Annotated in this window: 20 protein-coding genes and 1 pseudogene; 7 read left to right on the top strand and 14 right to left on the bottom strand. The window is 67.5% G+C overall.

The features are described 5' to 3' along the window. Positions 1-282: 282 nt before the first annotated feature. Genes cobM through ACWDOP_RS35855 form a run of 4 tightly spaced genes read right to left on the bottom strand, consistent with a single transcriptional unit; the run spans position 283 to position 3,350 of the window. Entirely contained in the window at positions 283-1,062 is a 780-nt protein-coding gene (cobM, locus tag ACWDOP_RS35870; protein ID WP_456348620.1) for a precorrin-4 C(11)-methyltransferase, read from the bottom strand. An 18-nt stretch (positions 1,063-1,080) separates the two neighbouring features. Continuing rightward, positions 1,081-1,506, bottom strand: coding sequence for a PPOX class F420-dependent oxidoreductase (locus ACWDOP_RS35865; protein WP_456348619.1), 426 nt, complete (start codon positions 1,504-1,506; stop codon positions 1,081-1,083). A 54-nt stretch (positions 1,507-1,560) separates the two neighbouring features. Continuing rightward, entirely contained in the window at positions 1,561-2,199 is a 639-nt protein-coding gene (locus ACWDOP_RS35860) for a LuxR C-terminal-related transcriptional regulator (protein WP_454201694.1), read from the bottom strand. Beyond that, the gene (locus ACWDOP_RS35855; RefSeq protein WP_456348618.1) at positions 2,196-3,350 is read right to left on the bottom strand and encodes a sensor histidine kinase; all 1,155 of its coding nucleotides are present in this window, start codon (positions 3,348-3,350) and stop codon (positions 2,196-2,198) included. Before ACWDOP_RS35855 ends, ACWDOP_RS35860 begins: the two co-directional genes overlap by 4 nt. Before the next feature lie 131 nt (positions 3,351-3,481). Between ACWDOP_RS35855 and ACWDOP_RS35850 the strand changes: the two genes are divergently transcribed. The 3 genes from ACWDOP_RS35850 to ACWDOP_RS35840 all read left to right on the top strand — a co-directional run bounded on the left by ACWDOP_RS35850 (position 3,482) and on the right by ACWDOP_RS35840 (position 6,396). Further along, a complete protein-coding gene (locus ACWDOP_RS35850; RefSeq protein ID WP_456348617.1) occupies positions 3,482-4,531 on the top strand; it encodes an ABC transporter permease in 1,050 nt (349 codons plus the stop codon). A 27-nt stretch (positions 4,532-4,558) separates the two neighbouring features. Then, positions 4,559-5,287 carry an ABC transporter ATP-binding protein gene (locus ACWDOP_RS35845; protein WP_456348616.1) on the top strand — a complete coding sequence of 243 codons (729 nt, stop codon included), beginning with the start codon at positions 4,559-4,561 and terminating at the stop codon, positions 5,285-5,287. Between the two features lie 68 nt (positions 5,288-5,355). After that, positions 5,356-6,396, top strand: a complete 1,041-nt coding sequence (locus ACWDOP_RS35840; protein WP_456348615.1) for a TIGR03617 family F420-dependent LLM class oxidoreductase — start codon at positions 5,356-5,358, stop codon at positions 6,394-6,396. 69 nt (positions 6,397-6,465) lie between these two features. Here the strand turns inward: ACWDOP_RS35840 and ACWDOP_RS35835 are convergent, their stop codons facing one another. The 4 genes from ACWDOP_RS35835 to ACWDOP_RS35820 all read right to left on the bottom strand — a co-directional run bounded on the left by ACWDOP_RS35835 (position 6,466) and on the right by ACWDOP_RS35820 (position 10,213). Beyond that, positions 6,466-6,816 carry a hypothetical protein gene (locus ACWDOP_RS35835; RefSeq protein ID WP_456348614.1) on the bottom strand — a complete coding sequence of 117 codons (351 nt, stop codon included), beginning with the start codon at positions 6,814-6,816 and terminating at the stop codon, positions 6,466-6,468. A 60-nt stretch (positions 6,817-6,876) separates the two neighbouring features. After that, complete coding sequence (locus tag ACWDOP_RS35830) at positions 6,877-9,336, bottom strand: hypothetical protein (protein WP_456348613.1); 2,460 nt, start codon at positions 9,334-9,336, stop codon at positions 6,877-6,879. Positions 9,337-9,530: 194 nt separating this feature from the next. Next, on the bottom strand, positions 9,531-9,971 hold the full coding sequence (locus ACWDOP_RS35825; RefSeq protein ID WP_456348612.1) for a hypothetical protein: 441 nt from the start codon (positions 9,969-9,971) through the stop codon (positions 9,531-9,533). After that, the gene (locus tag ACWDOP_RS35820) at positions 9,968-10,213 is read right to left on the bottom strand and encodes a hypothetical protein (RefSeq protein WP_456348611.1); all 246 of its coding nucleotides are present in this window, start codon (positions 10,211-10,213) and stop codon (positions 9,968-9,970) included. The genes ACWDOP_RS35825 and ACWDOP_RS35820 overlap by 4 nt, the downstream gene beginning before the upstream one ends. Positions 10,214-10,411: 198 nt before the next feature. On the opposite strand from ACWDOP_RS35820, the gene ACWDOP_RS35815 reads away from it, so the two are divergent. The 4 genes from ACWDOP_RS35815 to ACWDOP_RS35800 all read left to right on the top strand — a co-directional run bounded on the left by ACWDOP_RS35815 (position 10,412) and on the right by ACWDOP_RS35800 (position 12,597). Continuing rightward, entirely contained in the window at positions 10,412-11,296 is an 885-nt protein-coding gene (locus ACWDOP_RS35815; protein ID WP_456348610.1) for a helix-turn-helix domain-containing protein, read from the top strand. Then, positions 11,293-11,496 (top strand): DUF397 domain-containing protein, encoded by a 204-nt coding sequence (locus ACWDOP_RS35810; RefSeq protein ID WP_456348609.1) that lies wholly within the window; start codon positions 11,293-11,295, stop codon positions 11,494-11,496. Before ACWDOP_RS35815 ends, ACWDOP_RS35810 begins: the two co-directional genes overlap by 4 nt. Before the next feature lie 203 nt (positions 11,497-11,699). Further along, entirely contained in the window at positions 11,700-11,903 is a 204-nt protein-coding gene (locus ACWDOP_RS35805) for a DUF397 domain-containing protein (RefSeq protein WP_456348608.1), read from the top strand. 268 nt (positions 11,904-12,171) lie between these two features. Further along, a complete protein-coding gene (locus ACWDOP_RS35800) occupies positions 12,172-12,597 on the top strand; it encodes a DUF4254 domain-containing protein (RefSeq protein ID WP_456348607.1) in 426 nt (141 codons plus the stop codon). A gap of 11 nt (positions 12,598-12,608) precedes the next feature. Here the strand turns inward: ACWDOP_RS35800 and ACWDOP_RS35795 are convergent, their stop codons facing one another. The 6 genes and pseudogenes from ACWDOP_RS35795 to ACWDOP_RS35770 form a co-directional block, all read right to left on the bottom strand. After that, a complete protein-coding gene (locus ACWDOP_RS35795; RefSeq protein WP_456348606.1) occupies positions 12,609-14,549 on the bottom strand; it encodes an acetoacetate--CoA ligase in 1,941 nt (646 codons plus the stop codon). A gap of 25 nt (positions 14,550-14,574) precedes the next feature. Beyond that, a complete protein-coding gene (locus ACWDOP_RS35790; protein WP_454201677.1) occupies positions 14,575-15,399 on the bottom strand; it encodes an HpcH/HpaI aldolase/citrate lyase family protein in 825 nt (274 codons plus the stop codon). Continuing rightward, complete coding sequence (locus tag ACWDOP_RS35785) at positions 15,396-15,875, bottom strand: MaoC family dehydratase (protein ID WP_456348622.1); 480 nt, start codon at positions 15,873-15,875, stop codon at positions 15,396-15,398. The genes ACWDOP_RS35790 and ACWDOP_RS35785 overlap by 4 nt, the downstream gene beginning before the upstream one ends. 5 nt (positions 15,876-15,880) lie before the next feature. After that, entirely contained in the window at positions 15,881-17,041 is a 1,161-nt protein-coding gene (locus tag ACWDOP_RS35780) for an acyl-CoA dehydrogenase family protein (protein WP_379002422.1), read from the bottom strand. Then, complete coding sequence (locus tag ACWDOP_RS35775) at positions 17,038-19,053, bottom strand: acetyl/propionyl/methylcrotonyl-CoA carboxylase subunit alpha (RefSeq protein WP_456348605.1); 2,016 nt, start codon at positions 19,051-19,053, stop codon at positions 17,038-17,040. The genes ACWDOP_RS35780 and ACWDOP_RS35775 overlap by 4 nt, the downstream gene beginning before the upstream one ends. A gap of 5 nt (positions 19,054-19,058) precedes the next feature. Next, positions 19,059-20,219: pseudogene (locus ACWDOP_RS35770) on the bottom strand (carboxyl transferase domain-containing protein); the annotation flags it as partial. Positions 20,220-20,312 lie beyond the last annotated feature (93 nt).

Genomic DNA, 20,312 nt, shown 5'->3' with positions numbered 1-20,312 from the left:
CCCAAACCTCGTTTCCGGAACACCACGCAGCGCTCCCCACCGAAAACCCCAACAGGACGCCACACTGACCAGCGTGGCGTCCGATGCTCGAGGCTCACTTCACGTAACAATCAGACAAAGATGTGTACTTTGGGCTATCTCTTCAGGCAGCCGATCTTGTTACAGGGGCGAGCCCGCACCGACCGGCCATCGCCCCGCCGTTTTCCTAGTCCTGCTGCTGAACACCCGAACCAATCTACCGTCCGGCGCGCCCGCGCAACCACGAAGGGCCATAGCCCTGCGCTATCGCCGCATTTCGGGGTCTGCGCGAGTGATATGCGTCCTGTCGCGGCTCGGGTCGTACAGGTGCGACTGGGCGCAATCGATACTTTCGGCCAGCGCCGGACCCACCAGAATCACTGCCGCCTGGCGCAATTGGGCCGCCTCGACGCGATCGGCGATATCGGCCAGGGTGCCGCGCAGCACACGTTGCCCGGGCTGACTGGCCCGGTAGACCACGGCCGCCGGGCAGTGCTCGCCGTACTCACCCGCCAACTCCCGCGCCAGCACGCGAACACGGGTTATAGCCAGATGCAATATCAAGGTCGCGCGGGTGCGCGCGAAGTTCGCCAGCGCCTCGGTCTCGGGCATGGCCGTCGACCGGGCGTGGGTGCGGGTCAGCACCACCGATTGCACCTGCTCCGGGACGGTGAGCTCGGCCCCGAGGATGGCCGCTGCGGCCGCGTAGGCCGGGACGCCCGGGGTGACGTCCCACGGGATGCCCGCGGCGTCGAGGCGGGCCTTCTGCTCCGACAGGGCCGAATAGATGGACGGATCGCCCGAGCACAGCCGCGCCACGTCCTTACCCTCGGCGTGCGCCCGCGCGCAGTGCGCGATGATCTCGTCCAGATCCAGGCCCTGGGTGTCGACGAGCTCGGCCCCGGGCGCGCAGTGCGCGAGCACCTCGGGGTCCAGGTAGGTCCCCGCGTACAGGCACACCGGGGCGGACCGCAGCAGGTTCACCGCGCGCACGGTCAGTAGATCCGCCGCCCCCGGTCCGGCCCCGATGAAGTGCACTGTCATACGAGCGAGTCTGGCAGGTCAGGCCGAGACGTCGAAGTGGGCCTGCACCTTGGTCGGGCGCAGGCGCACCACCAGCTCGCCGGGGACGCCGTTGCGCCTGCCGAATTCCTCGCCGCGCTCTTCCCCCATGTACCGCGCGCCGATGCGGGTGGCGGTGGCCACCAGATCCTCCGGGTCCTCGGAGACCTCGGCGACGCCTTGGACCTGGACGAAGGCATACGGGCGCACCTCGAGATCCACGACCAGGGTCAGGCGGGGATCGCGGGCGATGGCTTTGCCCTTGGCGGTGTTCGCGCCGGTGTTGAACACCACGGCGTCGTCCTCGAGGACGAACCAGATCGGGGTGACCAGCGGTCGCCCGTCCGCCGCGACCCAGGCGATCTTGCCGGTCCGGGTGCCTTCGGAGAGGAATTCACGCACTGTCGGATCAGAGAGGGAGGCCATGGGGAACACCGTAGGCCGCAACCCTCGCGAACCGGATGAACCCGGCGGGACCGTTCAGATCGCGCCGCGTTCGCGGGCCCGGGCCACCGCCGAGGTCCGGGACTTGACCCCGAGTTTTGCGTAGATGTGCACGAGATGGGATTTGACGGTGGTCTCGCTCAGGAACAGCCGCCTGCCGATCTCCCGGTTGGAGTGCCCGTCCGCCACCAGTCGCAGCACCTCGATCTCGCGCGGGCTCAGCGTGGTGTCCGGCTTACGAACCCGGGTCATCAGCCGCGAGGCCACCGACGGCGACAGCACGCTCTCCCCCGCGGCGGCCGAGCGGACCGCGGCCAGCAGTTCCGCGGGCGGGGTGTCCTTGAGGATGTAGCCGCACGCGCCGGCCTCGATCGCGCCGAGGATGTCGGCGTCGGTGTCGTAGTTGGTGACCACCAGAACATTGGGGGGCGAGGGCAATTCGCGCAGCGCGGCCGTGGCCTCGGCGCCCGAGCTGCCGGGCCCGAAGCGCAGATCCATCAGCACCAGATCGACGGCGGTGGTCGCGCAGAACGCCACCGCGTCCTCCGCGGTCGCCGCCTCCCCGACCACCTCGATGTCCGCGCCGGAATCGCTCTCGGCCACACCGGAATCCAGCAGCGCGCGCAGCCCCGCCCGGACGATCGCGTGATCGTCGGCGAGCAGAATGCGAATCATGGCTCCTCCACGGGGAACGACACGGTGACCGCGGTGTGACCGGGTTCGGACTCCACGCTCATGGTGCCGCCCTGCTGTTCCACCCGGCTGCGCATGGCGGTGAGACCGAAACTGCCCGAGGGCGATTGGGTCAGCACCGCCGGCGCGATGCCCACCCCATCGTCCACCACGTCCAGGTGCACCGCGTCCCCGGCGTAGGTCAGGGTGACCCGCATCCGCCGGGCTCCCGCGTGCCGCACCACGTTCGACACCGCGCTCTGGGTGATCCGCACCAGCGCCGCCTCCACGGACATGGGCAGCGCGTGTGGTTCGCCCTCCACCAGTACCTGGGCGTCCAGGCCGGGGGCGGCGGCGCGCTGGGCGACCCGGGTGAGCGCGCCCGCCAGCGACTGTCCCTCCAGCGCGGCCGGGGTGAGTTCGGCGATGAGCTGGCGGGTTTCGACCAGGCTGTCCGCCGCGGTCTCGCGCGCCAGGCGGATTTTCTCCAGCGCCGGATGATCCGGGGCCGCGCGCTCGACCGCGTGCAGCAGCAGCTGGATGCTGCTCAGGCCCTGGGCGACGGTGTCGTGGATCTCCTGGGCCAGGCGTTCGCGCTCGGCCATCTTGCCGGCGGTGCGTTCCTTGTCGGCCAGCGTGTTTCGGGTGGCCAGCAATTCGTCGATGAGCCGCTGCCGCTCGGCGGCCTCGCGGAACAGGGCCTCGTATCCGAGCCCGATGGCGACCGCCACCAGCGCGCCCAGCAGCGGCCCGATCACCCCGCCCATGGACCAGCCGCGATGCCAGGCGAATCCGAACACCGAGAGCACCGTCGCGGCCACCACCGCGAGCAGGCCCCAATTGCGCGGCAGCAGATGCAGATACAGGAAGAACAGGCCGAAGACCAGGTACACCGCGATGGGTTCGACGGTCACCAGCCCCAGCCACATGACGGTCAGCGCGAGCAGCCACACCCGGGCGGCGGTGAGCCGCCGCCGGAACAGCCCGCCGGTGAAGTACACGCCCAGGAACGCGCCCGCGAGCACGAGGACGACGTAGGGGTGGGCGTCGGCGACGAACGCCCGCCCGACCACCACCGCCGTCAGCGCCACCACCAGCACGTGCAGGCCGACCTGCAGGCCGGAGAAGACGGGGGTCAGGGGCGAACGGTGCACGCCGACCAGCTTATGCCGGGCAACTCAAGCGGCATCCATCGAAAGTAGGAAACGCCGACCCACCGATGGCAGCGCCGCGATTCCTTCGGCGGCGCGATGGTTTCCGGGCGATTCCGCGACAGGGTGGAACCATGTTCGTCGCACTCCGAGATCTGCGGGCCGCCCGCGGCCGATTCCTGCTCATCACCCTGGTGGTGACCCTGGTCGCGCTGCTCGTCACCTTCTTGAGCGGGCTCACCGCCGGGCTGGCACATCAGAACATCTCGGCGGTGGAGTCGCTGACCGCCGAATCGGTCGTGTTCGCCGACACCGGCTCGGGGCCCTCCTTCGACGCCTCCACCCTCGCCCCGGACCAGGTACGGGCCTGGCGCGAGGCGGGCGGCACCGTGGACCCGATCGGCATCAGCCGCGCCCGGGCCACCGCCGACGGGGCCGGCGCGACCCAGGTCGCGCTGTTCGGGGTCGAGGGAACACCTTTCGGCAATCGCACGGCTACCGAGCCGGGCCGGGTGATCCTCAGCAGCGCGGCCGCCAAGGATCTGGGCGCCGGCACCGGTGACACGGTGGCTCTGGGCGCCGGAAACTTCACCGTCGCGGGCGTGACCGGCGACGACTGGTACGCGCACACGCCGGTGGTGTGGATGACCCTGTCCGATTGGCAGGAACTGAACCCCCGTTCCGGTGCGGCGACGGTGCTCGCGGTCTCGGGGGTGAGCGACATGGCGGCGGTGAACAGCGCGGCGCGCACGACCAGCACATCGGCGGCGGATTCGCTGTCGGCCATGAGTTCGTACCAGGCCGAGAACGGTTCGCTCACCCTGATGACGGTGATGCTGTTCGCGATCTCCGCGCTCGTCATCGGCGCGTTCTTCACGGTGTGGACGGTGCAGCGCATGCCCGACGTGGCGACCCTGAAGGCGCTCGGCGCGACCACCGGTTCGCTGGTCCGCGATGCCCTGGGGCAGGCCCTGGTGGTCCTGGTGGCCGGCGTAGGAGCGGGCCTGGGCGGCACGGTGCTGGCGGGCGTGTTCATCGGCGACGCAATGCCTTTCACCCTCACGGTGAGCACCACCCTGCTGCCCGCGGCGGCCCTGGTCCTGCTCGGCCTGCTCGGCGCGGCCTTCGCCCTGCGCTTCCTGGCCACCACCGATCCGCTCACCGCGCTCAACCAGGCCCGCTGACAAGCCCTGTCCCCCAGGAGATTCGCCATGACCAACACCCTGACAGTCACCGACCTGACCCTCACCTTCCCCGACGGCGCCGAGCGCGTGACCGCGCTGGACAAGGTGAATCTGCGGGTGGGTGGCGGCGAGATAGCGGCCATCACCGGCCCCTCCGGCTCCGGTAAGTCCACCCTGCTGGCGGCGGTGTCGACCCTGGTCCGCCCCGATTCGGGCCGCATCGAGCTGGACACCGACGGTGGTCCGGTCGATCTGGCCGCGCTGTCGCGCCGCGCGGCAACCGCCATGCGCCGCACCGCGATCGGGATCGTCTTCCAGCAGTCGAACCTGATTCCCGCCCTCACCGCCCTGGAACAGCTCGAGGCCATGGCTCACCTCGGCCAGTCCCTGCTGGTCTCCCCGGCCCGCCGCCGCGCGACCCGGGCGCACGCGCGCGAACTGCTCGACGCGGTGGGTCTGTCCGGCCACGAGAACAAGCGCCCCGCGCAGCTGTCCGGTGGTCAGCGCCAGCGCGTGAACATTGCCCGCGCCCTCATGAACGAGCCCGCCCTGCTGGTGATCGACGAACCCACCAGCGCCTTGGACCAGGAGCGGGGTGCGGCGATCATCGAGCTGATCGTGCGCATCGTCCGTGAACACAACGCCGCGACGCTGCTGGTCACCCACGACCGCGCCCACCTGCATCGGATGGACACCGTGCACCGGATGGTCGACGGCGTACTGACCCTCGGGAGTACCGCGACAATCGCCGCATAACCGGCGTGCGACGATCGGCAAGCACCCGCTTGCCGTCCCCGGCGAGCACGAGAACGAGAAGGCTCGCCGTGGAAGTTGTGACGTCGCTGCCCGCGGACACCCCGCTGTCACAGGTGGCCTCCCGAATCCGCCGCATCGAGGCGCTCGGCTTCGACACTGTCCACATCTCCGAGACGATCCGCGACCCGTTCGCCGTCTGCGCCCTGGCCGTGGAACACAGCACCCGCCTGACCATCCGTACCTCGATGGTGGTGGCCTTCCCCCGCAGCCCGATGGTGACCGCCCTGGCCGCCTGGGACCTGGCAGGGTTCTCCGGCGGCCGGTTCCAGCTGGGGGTGGCATCCCAGGTGCGCGGCAACATCGTGGGCCGCTTCTCCACCCCCTGGACCGACCCGGTGGCCCAGCTCGGCGACTACGTCACCGCGCTGCGCGCGATCTTCGCGGCGTTCCAGCACGGCACGCCCCTGGACCACCACGGCAGCCACTACCAATTCACCCGTCTACAACCGTTTTTCAATCCAGGACCGCTCGATGTCCCCGTACCGCCCATCTATATGGGCGCGGTGAACCGCCGCATGTGCGAACTGGCCGGGGCGCTGGCCGACGGTTTCGTCGCACACCCGACCGGGTCGCATCCGCTCTCCCTGGAGAACCATGTGCTGCCGACCCTCGGCAACGGCGGGGTACAGGTGGGCCGCGCCGACGGCGGCCCGCGAATTGTCGTGGTACCCAAGGTGATCACCGGCCGCGACGAATCGGCCCTGACCGCGCTGCGGCACGAGCGCCGCTCCGAACTCGCCTTCCTGTATTCGACGCCCGCCTACCGGGGCACGCTGGACCGGCTCGGGTTGGGCGAGATCGCCGATCAGCTCTCGGCCGGTGCGGCGGCCAAAGCGTGGGGCGCGCTGCCGGGGTTGTTGACCGACGACATGGTGGCGACGCTGGTGCCGCAGGGGACGTACGGGGAACTGCCCGCGGTGCTGGATTCCTGGTACGGGGATCGGTGTCACGGGATCGCGCTGGATGTGCCGGCGGAGCCGGACGAGGATGGGGAGTTCGGCGAGATGCTGGCCGGGATTCGGGAGATTTCGGCTCGCGGGAGTCGATAGAGACGAGACGCTGGGTTCGGCATCGGCCGCGCCACCGCCAACCGTTGAGCGGGCCTGACGAACGTACGCTCATGCCGAATTGAGTGTGTGTATTTGGGTACCGACGTCGCGATGGGAGAGATCTTTCTTGGGCACCCGGGGGGCAAAGTGCCCGACGTGGAGGACCGAGTTCGCGATCGAGGTAGGGCAGCCGTCGGTCGGCAGGTGCCCATAGAAGGTCAGATGCTGTGGATCAGGAACGCCGTGGAGGTCACGAAGGGTCGTGGCGAGGCGACCAGATACATCGGCGAGGCGCACGGATGACCCACTCGTCGCGAACGGCCCTGTCCACAGTTCGATCTCATCGGACAATCCCTCGGCATCTGTCCAACCGATGTCGGTGAACCGTCGCCAAAGCTCCGCCTCACCGACATCGTTCATGTCGATCCCGCTTCGCTGCGGTCCGCAGGTTCTCGTCGTGACGAGACTGCACGAAACACTCTAGAGACGGAGAAGTGTTGAGGTCGTGGTCTCAGACGGGTCGAGTCCGGCGATCAAGCGAATCCGCGGCGCGCCCAGTGATGGCCATTCGAATGCTGTTGTCGCGCTGCGGATGTCGCTTTCGGCCTGGTCGGTCCACGCTGGGGTGGATGTGGCGAAGATGAGCTCGTCGGCCCCGATCCACGCAGCGGCCCGGCATTTCTTAACTATCTCTGCGTGTCGTTGCGCCCTTGTCCGGCGGGACAATTGCGCAGCGCTCTTCGCCTCGCCGACGATCAAGGAACCTTCGACGTACGCCACCAGATCCACCTCTACCTCGGCTCGCCTGTTGCCTACGAACTCGATCTCTGCCAGGTCCATGTACTCGTCGACGGATTCGCACGTGCTGGAAAGATGGGCGGCCAAGGCGATCGGGACGTCGCCATTGTCGTCAAGAAGCTGCCTGCCTACTGGGTGCAGGTCGTAAAACCAGACTGGTTCTTGCAGTGGCATTCTCCATGCTGAAAGGCCGAGATCGCTGTTGGAATCGCAGCGTTCACATACCCAGCTCTGGCCGAGTTTGTCGATTGTCTGGAATTGAAGTTCGGTGCAGACCGCGCACCGGAGAACCAGCCCACGCCGAATCACGCCTGCTCGCAATGCGAAATCGAGACGCTCACGCACCTCCTCCTCGGCGCTGCCTGCGGAAAGGGCAACGAATCCAGAGAAATTGAGTACGCCGTAGTGGGCGCGGATCCTCACTCCTTCATGGTGTGGATAGCAGTCTGCGGTGCGGGCGGCCTTCGCGTCCATCCTTCGCAGTGCCGGCAGCAGCGGACCTGCGAACAACTCCACGAGTCCGGAACGCCCGCCGAGCATCCGGGTGAGCTGGGCTGTTCGCTGTCCCGCTGAACTGAGCTTCGTGCTGAGGTTCTGCTTCGCCAACTGTGCATCCACCCAGGACGCCAGGCTCAGGTGGCGAAGCCTTGGGCGCGGTAGTCGGTTGACGACCGGGATGCCACTGACGACAAGGTCGTATCGTTTCGACGGGTACGAAGCCCCGTGTCGTGAACTGCGCACCACTGTGGTGGGGAGTCCGTCGGTTTTAGGCATGAGATCCCGACTGGTTAGTCCACCACCGTCGATCGATGGGCCGTCCATCCAAGTGATGTCGACGTGCCATGTGAGAGAACGGTGTTCGGCGAGGAGCTTGTCATCGAGCAGCGGTGGTGGCAGCGGCGTCAGCATTGTTCTCGTTCCCGATGAGTCGACCTCGGTCGGGAGGGTGAGTCCGTCGTCGAACTGCTCGCGGATCGCCAGGTGTGTTGTATTCCGCTGCGGCCAAGTCAGATCCTCAGCCAGCACCGCCTGACCGATCTCGCCGGGGTCGCCTCCTCCACTCTGCCGACCGCGGGCCGCCAGTCGGAAGCGTTCCAGAACCGCATCCAGTTTCGGCTGGGTCAGGGAAGCCGAGGTAACCAGCACCGTTGCAGGCTCGGAGCGGGCGTGGTCGAAGATTCGGGCAAGGCCGGCGGCGACTACGGATGGAAGCTGATCTTGATCGATGCTGCAGAGCGGACTGGGCAACCACACACTGCGCCCATAGGTGTTCTGCCACAATCGGTTCAGCGCGAAATCCTCCGGCGTGTCCCCAACCACAATCAACGTCCGGCAGGACGGGGTGTGCGCGATAGAGACCTCCACCAGACTGGTCATGGTGTAATCCCATGCCTGGCCGATATCGGTCAGCGACGCACCGTCCAACGGAAGTCGGGCCAATCGTTGCGGGCCGAGCGGCCGGGTTCCCATCAGCCACTCTGTAAGCCGGAGCATGGTGTGGTCGTCGATTTCGGGTTCAATAGCGGCCGGGTTCGGAGGGTCGACGAGTCCGGCATGCGACGCTACGGCCACTCCGAGCAGCCCGCCCCAATTCGGGGGACACTGAATACAGTTCGTCACCGCCAGCCCCGGCATGAAACGGATTTTGGGGAAATCGTCTACAGGAAAGCCCAATTGCCGGACAACGGTGTCGCTGCCATTGGAGTGTGCGTGCTTGTACGGGGAGCACGCTGCCGCGACCTGGTCGCGTGCCTGGCGATCGGATTCGGTGTGGGTTTCCCAGTCGATGTGCTCGCTAGTCAGCTCCTGAAGCCGGTCTCGGCCGGTCAGGAGCTGTCCGTCCACATTCCGGATCTGTAGATGGTCAGGAATCAGGTACTCGAAATCGACGAGCTCCCGGGCAAAGGTAACCACATGGTCCGGATCGTAGGTCCGGACCGCCCGCAAAACCGACGGTGCCACCTCGCCGCCGTGGTGCGGCACGAAGACGAACCCCGCACCGCCCCAGATCGAGTTGGCAAGGTACACCGCACGTCTCGCCCAATGTGACCAGTGCTCGTCCCCGTCGAAAATAATCGCCACTCGGGAGGCGCGGAGTCCGCGCCGCACCGTGGAGTACGTGACCGCCGCTTCCGAAACCATCTGGGTACCCAATCACAGACCGCCGACAGCAAACGGGATATGGGCGATTACCGCTCCAAGGTGGTGCAGACACGGTTGCCACGTCTAGTCGGTCTTGATCTGCTGCCAGCGCCACTGGTTAGCCAGATCCCATATGAGTCCCGGATGCCGTCGAAGCGCCTTGAGCAGCTTCGCCTGGCTCTCATCGAGGTACATCAGTCCACCACCCTCAGCACGGGGCGTTGAGCGACGGTGGGCCGCCGGCGGGGGTACCGGATCCCGGTCGCGACAAGAACATCGACGTATTCGCGCAGCCTCTCCAGTTCCCCGCACAGATCCGCCAGCGCGGACACGAGCACCACGTCGACCGGGCTCTCATCGATGTCCTCGATGATGTGGCCGACCGGGCATTCGTTGTCCTCGTCGATCAGGATCAAGTCCCTCGCGGTCGGTTTTGTCATGCCGGAACGCCAGTGCAGTCCTTTGCTGCGCCGCACATGGTCGAGCCACTCCTCCGACTCGTCCACGTCGAGGGCGACGAACGCCTCGTGGATGACCGCCACGGCGGCCTCGCGGGCGGGTAGTTCCACCACGGTTTCGACCACGCGCAGCGACGAGGCACTGCCGCCCCGGATCAGCGTGAACGGCCGCGTCATTCGACACCGCCTACCCGGGCGCTCAGCACATTCGTTCCGAGCGCCTGACGAGCACGCAGCGCCACCATGCAGGAATCACCGCAATCCTGATGCAGCCCAATCATTTTCGTAGCCTCGGCCAGCTGGGCCGAGCCGGGATCTTCACATTTGAGTCGTCCGGTGCCGGTAATCATCGCTATCGCGTCCTCCCAGATGCGTGACGAAGATTCGAGAGCGCCCGGCCCGTCAGGCTGCGTGACCATTCGGTGCAGCTGGCGAGAGAGAGGAAGGCGTGAGGTGCGGTTTCGGACCTCTCGACTCCGGACGCATCTACAGTCCACCACCGCGAGTCGAGCTTCTGAAACGTTTCAGCTGATGAGTTTCACCAAAACCCGGCGTCGCTTCACCTGAACCGTCATCCTGGTTTCAGCCGAAACACGCCCTCCCGTAAGGACGGTCAGATGGCATCATCGACGGCTCTGCCCCGCATCCTCCTCGGCCTCGAGTTGAGAGCCCTTCGCGAGGGCACCTCGATCACCATGGAGCAGGCAGCCGAGGACAGCGGCATGAGCAGGCCCACCCTGTGGCGGATCGAGTCCGGCCACGCGGAGGTGCGTCTGAACCCGGTCCTGATCGCCAAGCTGTGCGACCTGTTCGAAGCCCCTCCTGCCCAGAAAAAGGCCATCCTCGAGTTGATCAAGGAGGCCGCCGAGGGCAAAGGCTGGTGGCACGACTTCACCGACGCTATCCCGAAGGAATTCAACCTGTTTGTCCGGCTGGAGAACGCGGCCCACAAGCTGACTTCCTTCCAGACCACTTTCATACCCGGCCAACTCCAGACACTGGAATACCGTCGCGCGATCTCTTGGATCGAGTTCCCGGACAAGTCATCTCGAGAAACGGAGCGAATGCTCCAGGTCGCTATGAAGCGTCAGGAGCGAATCACACGGTCGGACAACCCTCTTCGGCTGTCGGTGCTGATCGATGAGGGTGTGTTGTGGCGCAACAACGGCGGTGACAGCGTCATGGAGGGGCAGCTGAAGCACCTTGCCGCCATGGCGGAGCTGCCCAACGTCTCCATTCGGGTCATCCCCTCGTCCGCCCGCATGTACCAAGGTCTCGTCGCGGGGACGTTCGTCATGTTCGAGTTCCCGCCTCGGGCAAAGGCTGAACTGACCTTCCCTCCGATCGTCTTCGTCCAGGGCTACACCGGCGGCCTGTACCTGAAGGAGCCCGATAAGGTCGCCCAGTATCGACTCGCCTGTACCGGCATGGACAGGCTGGCGCTCGATGAGGACCAAAGCCGACGCCTCGTCCTCGAAATCGCGAAGGAGTACACACGGTGAATATCGACCTATCGGGCACAAGATGGTTCAAGAGCAGCCGGAGCACGGCATCCCAAGACTGCGTCGAGGTCGCGTTCCTTGATGCAGGGCACGTCGGCGTCCGCGACAGCAAGAACCCCGGCGGCCCCGCGCTGGTCTTCACCCCGGGCGAATGGAACGCGTTCATCGCCGGTGTCGAGGGCGGCGAATTCACTCCCTGAGGGAGATGGACGACCGTAAACGTCCGCATACCGAAGACACCGAAACCCCGAGGACACCTGGTGGTTCCGATGCTTCCGCCGCCTGTCACATCTACCGTGGCTACCACTTCGAAATCGAACACCTGCGCCCCATGTGGACGGGCAGGCACTCGATGAGGACCGAAGCCGACGCCTCGTCCTCATAATCACGAAGGAGTACGACCGTGAACGATGAACTGAACACAGCCGTCTGGAAGAAGAGCAGCTTCAGCCAGCCTTCTGGAGAGTGCGTCGAGGTGGCACGCCTTTCCAGCGGAAGAGTGGGCGTCCGCGACAGCAAGAACCCCGGCGGGCCGGCGCTGGTCTTCACCCCGGGTGAATGGAACGCGTTCATCGCCGGTGTCGAAGGCGGCGAATTCACCCTCTAAGGGGGATATGGACGGCCGTCATCGTTCACATGCTGGAAGACACCGAAACCCCCGGGACACCTGGGGGTTTCGTCGCATCCGCCGCCGGCGTCGAGGCAGGCCCGAGGTCGAACCGCACTCGTCACCGAGCGGTGGATTTCGGGGGTGTTAATCGCCGGTTCGTCCTCACCACAACAACATCTCCCTGTTGGAAAACAGGTCATGTTCCCGTCACATCCACTGGTTAGTCTTTTCGGAATTCGCAGTTCGCGGTAGAGGAGTCGTCACAATGGCGAACACACTTCCGAGCAAGACCCAGGTGCTGCGCGCCTGCCGAGGCACCCACTCCCCCGGCCACCCGGTGCTACGCGCTGCCCACGATCTCACCGAGATCCACGAACGGCGATTAGCCGCGCTTCCGGAGCATCTAGCCGAATTGGAGCTGATGCGAACCGATTTGGTGCGCGTCATCGACTGCTGGGTGACGGCGCAATTACCGCCCTCGCACGGCGCGGCCAGGGTGCACACCGAAACCATGGGCGCCGTCATCGATCGCCTGGCGCAATTGACCGCCAGCGCCTATGCCGCGCTGGCGCACGCCACCGGCAAGGATCTCGCCATGGTCTGGGAGAACCTCGCCGAATTGGCGGTGGGCTACGAGGATTTGGCCTCGGAGGTCTGCACCGGGCGCCGCCGGTTACCCGGTACGCACTGAGTCCGCGGCGGCTACTTCGCCGGCGGGCGCAGCGTGGCGTACCAGTCGAGGAGTTCGGGAGCGTCCACCGCGGTGGGCGCTACCACCTTCGCCGGATCCGCGCCCTGGAAGATCTTCTTGATCGGTACCTCGAGTTTCTTGCCCGTGCGCGTGTGCGGGATGCCGGGGGCCTCGAGAATTTGATCGGGCACGTGCCGGGGCGAGACCTCGGTGCGGATGGCGGCATTGATGCGGGACTTCAGCTCGTCGGTGAATTCCGCACCGGGAGCCAGGGTTACGAACAGCGGCATCCAGTAGCCGCCGTTGGGCTGTTCCGCGCCGATGACCAAGGCTTCGGCGATTTCCGGCAGTCGTTCCACCGCCTGGTAGATGTCGGCGCTGCCCATGCGGATGCCGTGCCGGTTCAAGGTGGAATCCGAACGGCCGTGCACGATGACGCTGTCGTGCTCGGTGAGCGTGATCCAGTCGCCGTGCCGCCAGACACCGGGGTACATGTCGAAATACGCGTCGCGGTACCGGGATCCGTCCGCGTCGTCCCAGAACGCCACCGGCATGGACGGCATGGGCGCGGTGATCACCAGTTCCCCGACCTCCCCGTGCACCGGTTTACCGGATTCGTCCCAGGCTTCCAGGGCCACGCCGAGATACGGCGCGGAGAGTTCACCGGGCCACACCGGAACGGTGCGCACGCCACCGATGAACGCGGACACCACATCGGTGCCACCGCTGATCGAGGCCACCGGCACGCGGTCACCGACGTTGTCGCGCAACCACAGTGACGAGGACGGCGGCAGCGAGGATCCGGTGATGCCGACCAGGCGCAGCGCGGACAGCTCGTGATCGACCCGCGGCACCGATCCGGCCTTCGCGCAGGCCAGCACGTAGCCGGGGCTCGTGCCGACGACGGTGGCGCCCACGCGAGACGCGATGGCCCACAGCGCATCCGGGGTGGGCGCCGACGGACTGCCGTCGTAGCAGACGATGGTCGCGCCGACCAGAAGTCCGGCGACCTGGAAGTTCCACATCATCCAGCTCGGGCTGGTGTACCAGAAAAACGTGTCGTCCGGACCGATATCCGACTGCAGCGCAACCGCTTTCAGATGCTCGAGCACCACTCCCCCGTGCCCGTGCACGATGCCCTTGGGCTTGCCGGTGGTTCCGGAGGAGAACAGCACCCACAGCGGATGATCGAAGGCAACCGGTTCGGTGACCAGCGTCGCCGACTCCCCGGCGATCTCGATGTCGTTCCAGGACAGTGCGTTCGGCACATCCCCGCCGAATCGGGACACCACCACCGTGGCGGCCAGGGACGGCAGTCCCGCGCGCAGCGCGGCGATGTCACCGGTCTTGTCGTGCGTCTTCCCGCCGAATCGATACCCGTCCGCGGTGACCAGCACCTTCGGCTCCAGCTGTCCGAGCCGATCCAGCGCGGCCTGGGCGGAGTAGTCCTGCCCGCACGCACTCCACACCGCGCCGATGCTCGCGGTGGCGAGGAACGCGATGACCGCTTCGGGAATGTTCGGCAGGTAGCCCGCGACCCGATCCCCGGCCACCACACCGTGCGCACGCAGTACCGACGCGAAAGCCGCTGTCGCACCGATCATGCCGGCCCAGGACACCTCGGTGACGCCGCCGACCTCGTCCACACCGAGAATGGCCGGCCGATCGGTGCGCGCTCGGCGCAGCACCTGATCGGCGTAGTTCAGCTCGGTGCCCGGAAACCACCGCGCGCCAGGCATATCCGCCGATGCGAGCACATCGTCTCCGCGCTCGCCCACCTCGAAGTAGTCCCAGAGCGCACCCCAGAAGCCGGGCAGATCGGCGACCGACCACTCCCACAGCGCCCGGTAGTCCGGCGCCTGTACCCCGGTTCGGCGCCGCACGAATTCCGCGAAATCGGTGACCCGCGCACCGGCGATATCCGCCGTGCTCGGCACCCACTGTGGTTCCACCGTCAATCCTCCTACGCTGCGCTGCCTACGACGCGGATTCCGCGGTCTGCGCCCGCTGCACGATCCGCTCGGCCTGCCGGATGACCGGCATGTCCACCATGCGGCCCTCGAAGGTGAACACCCCGGGCTGCTTGGGCACCTCCGCCAGCAGCCGGTGCGCCCACTGCACTTCGCTCGGCGCGGGCGCGTACGCGCGCCGGATGACCGGTACCTGACTCGGATGGATCGCGACCTTGGCGTCGAAGCCGACGGCGATCGCGTCCTGCGCCTCGGCCGCCAGGCCGTCCAGGTCCGGGATGTTCAGATACACCGAATCCAGGGCCAGCTTCCCGTAGGCCTTGGCCGCCAGCAGCGACTGCGAGCGCACGTGCCGGCACACGTCCCGGTAGCTCCCGTCCGCGTGCCGGGACGCGTTGCCGCCCAGCGCCGCGACGAGATCCTCCGCACCCCACATGACGCCGATGGCGTTGCGCACCATGAGCGCCCGGCCCACCGCCATGGCCCCGAGCGGGGATTCGATGAGCGCGATGACGTCATGGTCGGTCAGCTGGGTGATCTGTTCCGCCGATTCGCACTTCGGCAGCATGACGCGCCGATAGTCGGTGCGCGCCAGCGCATCCAGGTCGAGCATGTGCTCGAGCGTGCCCGCCGCGTTCACCCGGACAACGGTACGTTCGGGGTCCTGCGGATGCTCGATGAGCGCGGTGCGGGCGGCGGCCTTGTCGATCTCCGCGACGCCGTCCTCCAGGTCGATGATCACCACGTCGGCCGCAGCCAGGGCCTTGCCGTAGCGCTCGGGGCGGTCGGCGGGACAGAACAGCCAGGCCGGCCCCGGCATCTCCCAGTTCATGCCGGCCGCTTTCGCACCAGGGTCTTGCGGTGGGCGGTGGCCACCACGTCGCCGTGCTGATTGCGGCCGGTGTGCGCGAACGTCACGATGCCCTCCCCGGGCCTGCTCTTGGATTCCCGCAGTTCCGCGATCTCGGTTTCCGCGTACAGCGTGTCACCGTGGAACAGCGGCTTGGGGAACGCGATGTCGGAGAAGCCGAGATTGGCCATGATGGTGCCCTGGGTGAGCTGCGCGACCGAGAGCCCGACCAGGGTCGAGAGCGTGAACATGGAGTTCACCAGGCGCTGGTTGAACGGCGCCTGGGTCTCGGCGAAAGCCGCGTCCAGGTGCAGGGCCTGGGTGTTCATGGTCAGCGTCGTGAACAGCACGTTGTCGGCCTCGGTGATGGTGCGGCCGGGCCGGTGCTCGTACACCACGCCGAGTTCGAATTCCTCGAACCACAGTCCGCGCTGCACCACTCGGCGCCGGGCCTCGATGTCCGTCACAGGCCGAGCTCCCGCCCGATCAGCATCAACTGCACCTCCGTGGTGCCCTCACCGATTTCCAGGATCTTGCTGTCGCGATAGTGCCGCGCCACAGCGTAGTCGTTCATGAAACCGTAGCCGCCGAAAATCTGGGTGGCGTCGCGGGCGTTGTCCATGGCGGCTTCGCTGGCGACGAGCTTGGCGATGGACGCCTGCTTCTTGAACGGCTTGCCCGAGAGCATGAGCGCGGCCGCGTCGTAGTAGGCGGTGCGGGCCATGTGGGCGCGCACCTCCATGCGGGCGATCTTGAAGGCGATGGCCTGGTTGCTGCCGATGGGCCGGCCGAAGGCTTCGCGTTCCTTCGCGTACTTGACGCTCTCGTCCACGCAGCCCTGGGCCGCGCCGACCGAGAGGGCGGCGATGGCGATGCGGCCCTCGTCCAGGATCCGCAGGAAGTTGGCGTAGCCGCGGCCCTGCTCGCCGAGCAGGTTCTCCGCGGGCACCCGGACGTCGGTGAAGCTCAGCGGATGGGTGTCCGAGGCGTTCCAGCCGACCTTGTTGTAGGCGGGCTCGGCGACGAATCCCGGTGTGTCCGTGGGGACCAGGATGGTGGAGATCTGCTTCTTGCCGTCGGTGGTCCCGGTGACGGCGGTAACGGTCACCAGGCGGGTGATGTCGGTGCCGGAGTTGGTGATGAACTGCTTGCTGCCGTTGATGACCCAGGTGTCGCCGTCCAGCACCGCGGTGGTGCGGGTGCCGCCCGCGTCACTGCCCGCGCCGGGTTCGGTGAGGCCGAAGGCGGCCAGGGCGCGGCCGGAGGTCAACTGCGGCAGCCATTCCCGCTGCTGCTTCTCGTTGCCGAAGCGGTAGATCGGCATGGCGCCCAGCGAGACACCGGCTTCCAGGGTGATGGCCACGCTCTGGTCGACCTTGCCGAGTTCCTCGAGCGCCAGGCACAGCGCGAAGTAGTCGCCGCCCATGCCGCCGAACTCCTCCGGGAACGGCAGGCCGAACAGGCCCATGTCGGCCATGCCCGCGATCACCTCGTACGGGAAGCTGTGCTCGGCATCGTGTTTCGCGGCGACCGGGGCCACCACCTGGTTGGCGAAATCGCGCACGGTGAGTGCGAGTTCGCGGTACTCGTCCGGCAGCGTGCCCGTGGACAGGAAGTCGGTCATGACGGCGTGTGCTCCTGGTTTTCGGCGGTGATGATGCGGGCGAGCGGCTGGTCCAGGCGGACCTGCGCACCCGGTGCGACGAGAAGTTCGACCCGGCCCGCGACCGGGGCGGTGAGCGCGTGTTCCATCTTCATGGCTTCGACCACGACGACGGCGGTTCCGGCCGCGACCTCGTCGCCGGTGGCGACCGGGGTGGCGATGACCGAGCCGGGCATCGGGCTGGTGATCTCGGCATCGCCCACATGCGCTCCGGCGCTGCGGATATCGGCCTCGGCGACCTCGCGCAGCAGCGCGACGCCGGTGGCGTCGGCGACCCAGAGCTGTTCGTCCAGGGCGGCGACGCCGACCCGGGTGCGCAGGCCGTCCAGGGTGAGGATCACGTCGCCGTCCGTCGAGGTGGCGGTGAGGGAACGCTGCTCGCCGTCCTCCAGCCACACCCGCGCGTCGGCGGGGGTGCCGGTGAGGTGCACGTGTTCGGTGCGATCGCCGCCGACCAGCCGGAAGGTGGTGGGCGCGGGTGCGCCGAGCCGCCAGCCGGTCGGGATCGCCCACAGGTCGCCCGGGGTGCTCGGCCAGCGCCGCAGCCACAGCCGGACCGCCGCGGCGATGAACTGCTCGTCGGTGATTGGGGCGGGCGTGAAGTCGCCCGCGCGGCGGTCCAGGAGACCGGTGTCCAGATGTCCGGCGCGGACATCGGGGTCGGCGAGCAGGAAGCGCAGGAAGTCGATATTGGCGCGCACACCCATGATGCGGGTGTTCCGCAGCGCGGTATCGAGTTTCGCCAGCGCCCGGGTCCGGTCGGGGGCGTAGGCGATGACCTTGGAGAGCATGGGGTCGTAGTCGGTGCCGACCACGGTGCCCACGCGCAGGCCCGAATCGACCCGGACACCGTCGCCTTCGGGTTCGGACAGCTCCAGCACGGTGCCGCCGGTGGGCAGGAAGCCGCGGCCCGGATCCTCGGCGTACACCCGCGCCTCGACGGCGTGGCCGGTGAGGCGGATGTCGGACTGCTGCACGGACAGCTTCTGCCCGGCCGCGATCCGGACCTGGCATTCCACCAGGTCCACGCCGGTGACCAACTCGGTGACCGGGTGCTCCACCTGCAGGCGGGTGTTCATCTCCATGAAGAAGAACTCACCGGGATTGTCGGCGGAGACGATGAACTCGACGGTGCCCGCGCCCACGTAGTCCACGCTGCGCGCGGTGTTGCAGGCGGCGGCGCCGATGCGGGCCCGGGTCTCGGCGTCCAGCAGCGGCGACGGGGCCTCCTCGATCACCTTCTGGTGCCGGCGCTGCAGGCTGCATTCGCGTTCGCCCAGGTGCAGCACGTGGCCGAACTCGTCGGCCAGGATCTGCACCTCGATATGCCTGGGGCGGTTGACGAATCGCTCCAGGAACAGGGTGTCGTCACCGAAGGCCGCGCCGGCTTCGCGGCGGGCGCTGATCAGCGCGTCCGGGAGCAGGGCCGGGTCGTCGACGCGGCGCATGCCCTTGCCGCCACCGCCGGCGGACGGCTTGACCAGCACCGGGTAGCCGATATCGGTTGCGGCGGCGATCAATTCGTCGTCCGTCAGGCCCGGTCGGGCGATACCCGGCACCACCGGCACGCCGTAGGCCGCGACGGCGTTCTTGGCGGCGATCTTGTCGCCCATGACCTCGATGGCGCGCGCGGGCGGTCCGAGGAAGGCGATGCCCGCCTCGTCCAGCGCGGCCGCGAAGGCCGAATTCTCGGACAGGAAGCCGTATCCGGGGTGCACGGCCTGCGCGCCCGAGCGCACAGCGGCGTCGACGACCTTGGCGATGTCCAGGTACGACTCGCGGGCCGGCGCCGGGCCCAGGCGCACGGCCACATCGGCCTCGTGCACGTGGCGGGCATCGGCGTCGGCGTCGCTGTACACCGCGACCGAGCGAATTCCCATGGTGCGCAGCGTGCGAATGACGCGCACCGCGATCTCGCCGCGATTGGCGACCAGCACCGTGTCGAAGCCGACGGGGTGGGCTTTGTTCATCATCTCGATCACATCCGGAAGACGCCGTAGGAGACGTCCTCCAGCGGTGCTTGCGCACACGCCGAAAGCGCCAGGCCGACAATGGTTCTGGTATCCGCTGGGTCGATCACGCCGTCGTCCCACAGCCGCGCGGTCGAGTAGTAGGGGTTGCCCTGCGCCTCGTACTGGTCGCGGATGGGGGCCTTGAAGGCCTCCTGATCCTGCTCGGACCAGGGCTTGCCGTTGCCGTCGAGCTGATCGCCGCGCACGGTGGCCAGCACCGAGGCGGCCTGCTCGCCGCCCATGACCGAGATGCGGGCGTTGGGCCACATCCACAGGAAGCGCGGGGAATACGCGCGCCCGCACATGGAGTAGTTGCCCGCGCCGTAGGAACCACCGATGACCACGGTCAGCTTCGGCACTCGCGCGCACGCGACGGCGGTGACCATCTTCGCGCCGTGCTTGGCGATGCCGCCGGCCTCGTAGTCGCGCCCGACCATGAAGCCGGTGATGTTCTGCAGGAACAGCAGCGGGATCTTGCGCTGATCGCAGAGTTCGATGAAATGCGCGCCCTTCATGGCGGATTCGGCGAACAGCACGCCGTTGTTGGCGACGATGCCGACCGGGTGGCCGTGGATGCGGGCGAAGCCGGTGACCAGGGTGCGGCCGTATTCGGCCTTGAATTCGGCGAATTCGCCGCCGTCGACGACGCGGGTGATGACCTCGCGCACGTCGTACGGGGTGCGCAGGTCCACCGGCACCACGTCGTACAGCTCGTCCTGGGGTGCGATGGGATCCACGGTGGGCGCCACGTCCCACGGCACGGGGGTCTTCGGGCCCAGGGTGGCGATGATGTCGCGCACGATGCGCAGCGCGTCCTGATCGCTGTCGGCCAGATGGTCGACCACGCCGGAGGTGCGGGCGTGCAGATCGCCGCCGCCGAGTTCCTCCGCGGTGACGACCTCGCCGGTCGCGGCCTTCACCAGCGGCGGCCCGCCCAGGAAGATGGTGGCCTGGTCGCGCACGATGACGGTCTCGTCACTCATGGCCGGGACGTACGCGCCGCCCGCGGTGCACGAGCCCATGACCGCCGAGATCTGCGCGATGCCCTTGGCGCTCATGTTCGCCTGGTTGAAGAAGATGCGGCCGAAGTGCTCGCGGTCGGGGAAGACCTCGTCCTGGCGCGGCACCCGCTGCACGATCCCAAGGAGAAGCTGGCGGTCTCGGAGATCACCGCGCTGAGCAACACCGTCTTCCTGGTCGACGAGCGGGACGGCAACAAG

It is taken from the genome of Nocardia sp. NPDC003693 (genome assembly GCF_053981095.1).
Note: the sequence above shows the minus strand (reverse complement) of the source record. Positions and strands in the feature narration are given on the sequence as shown.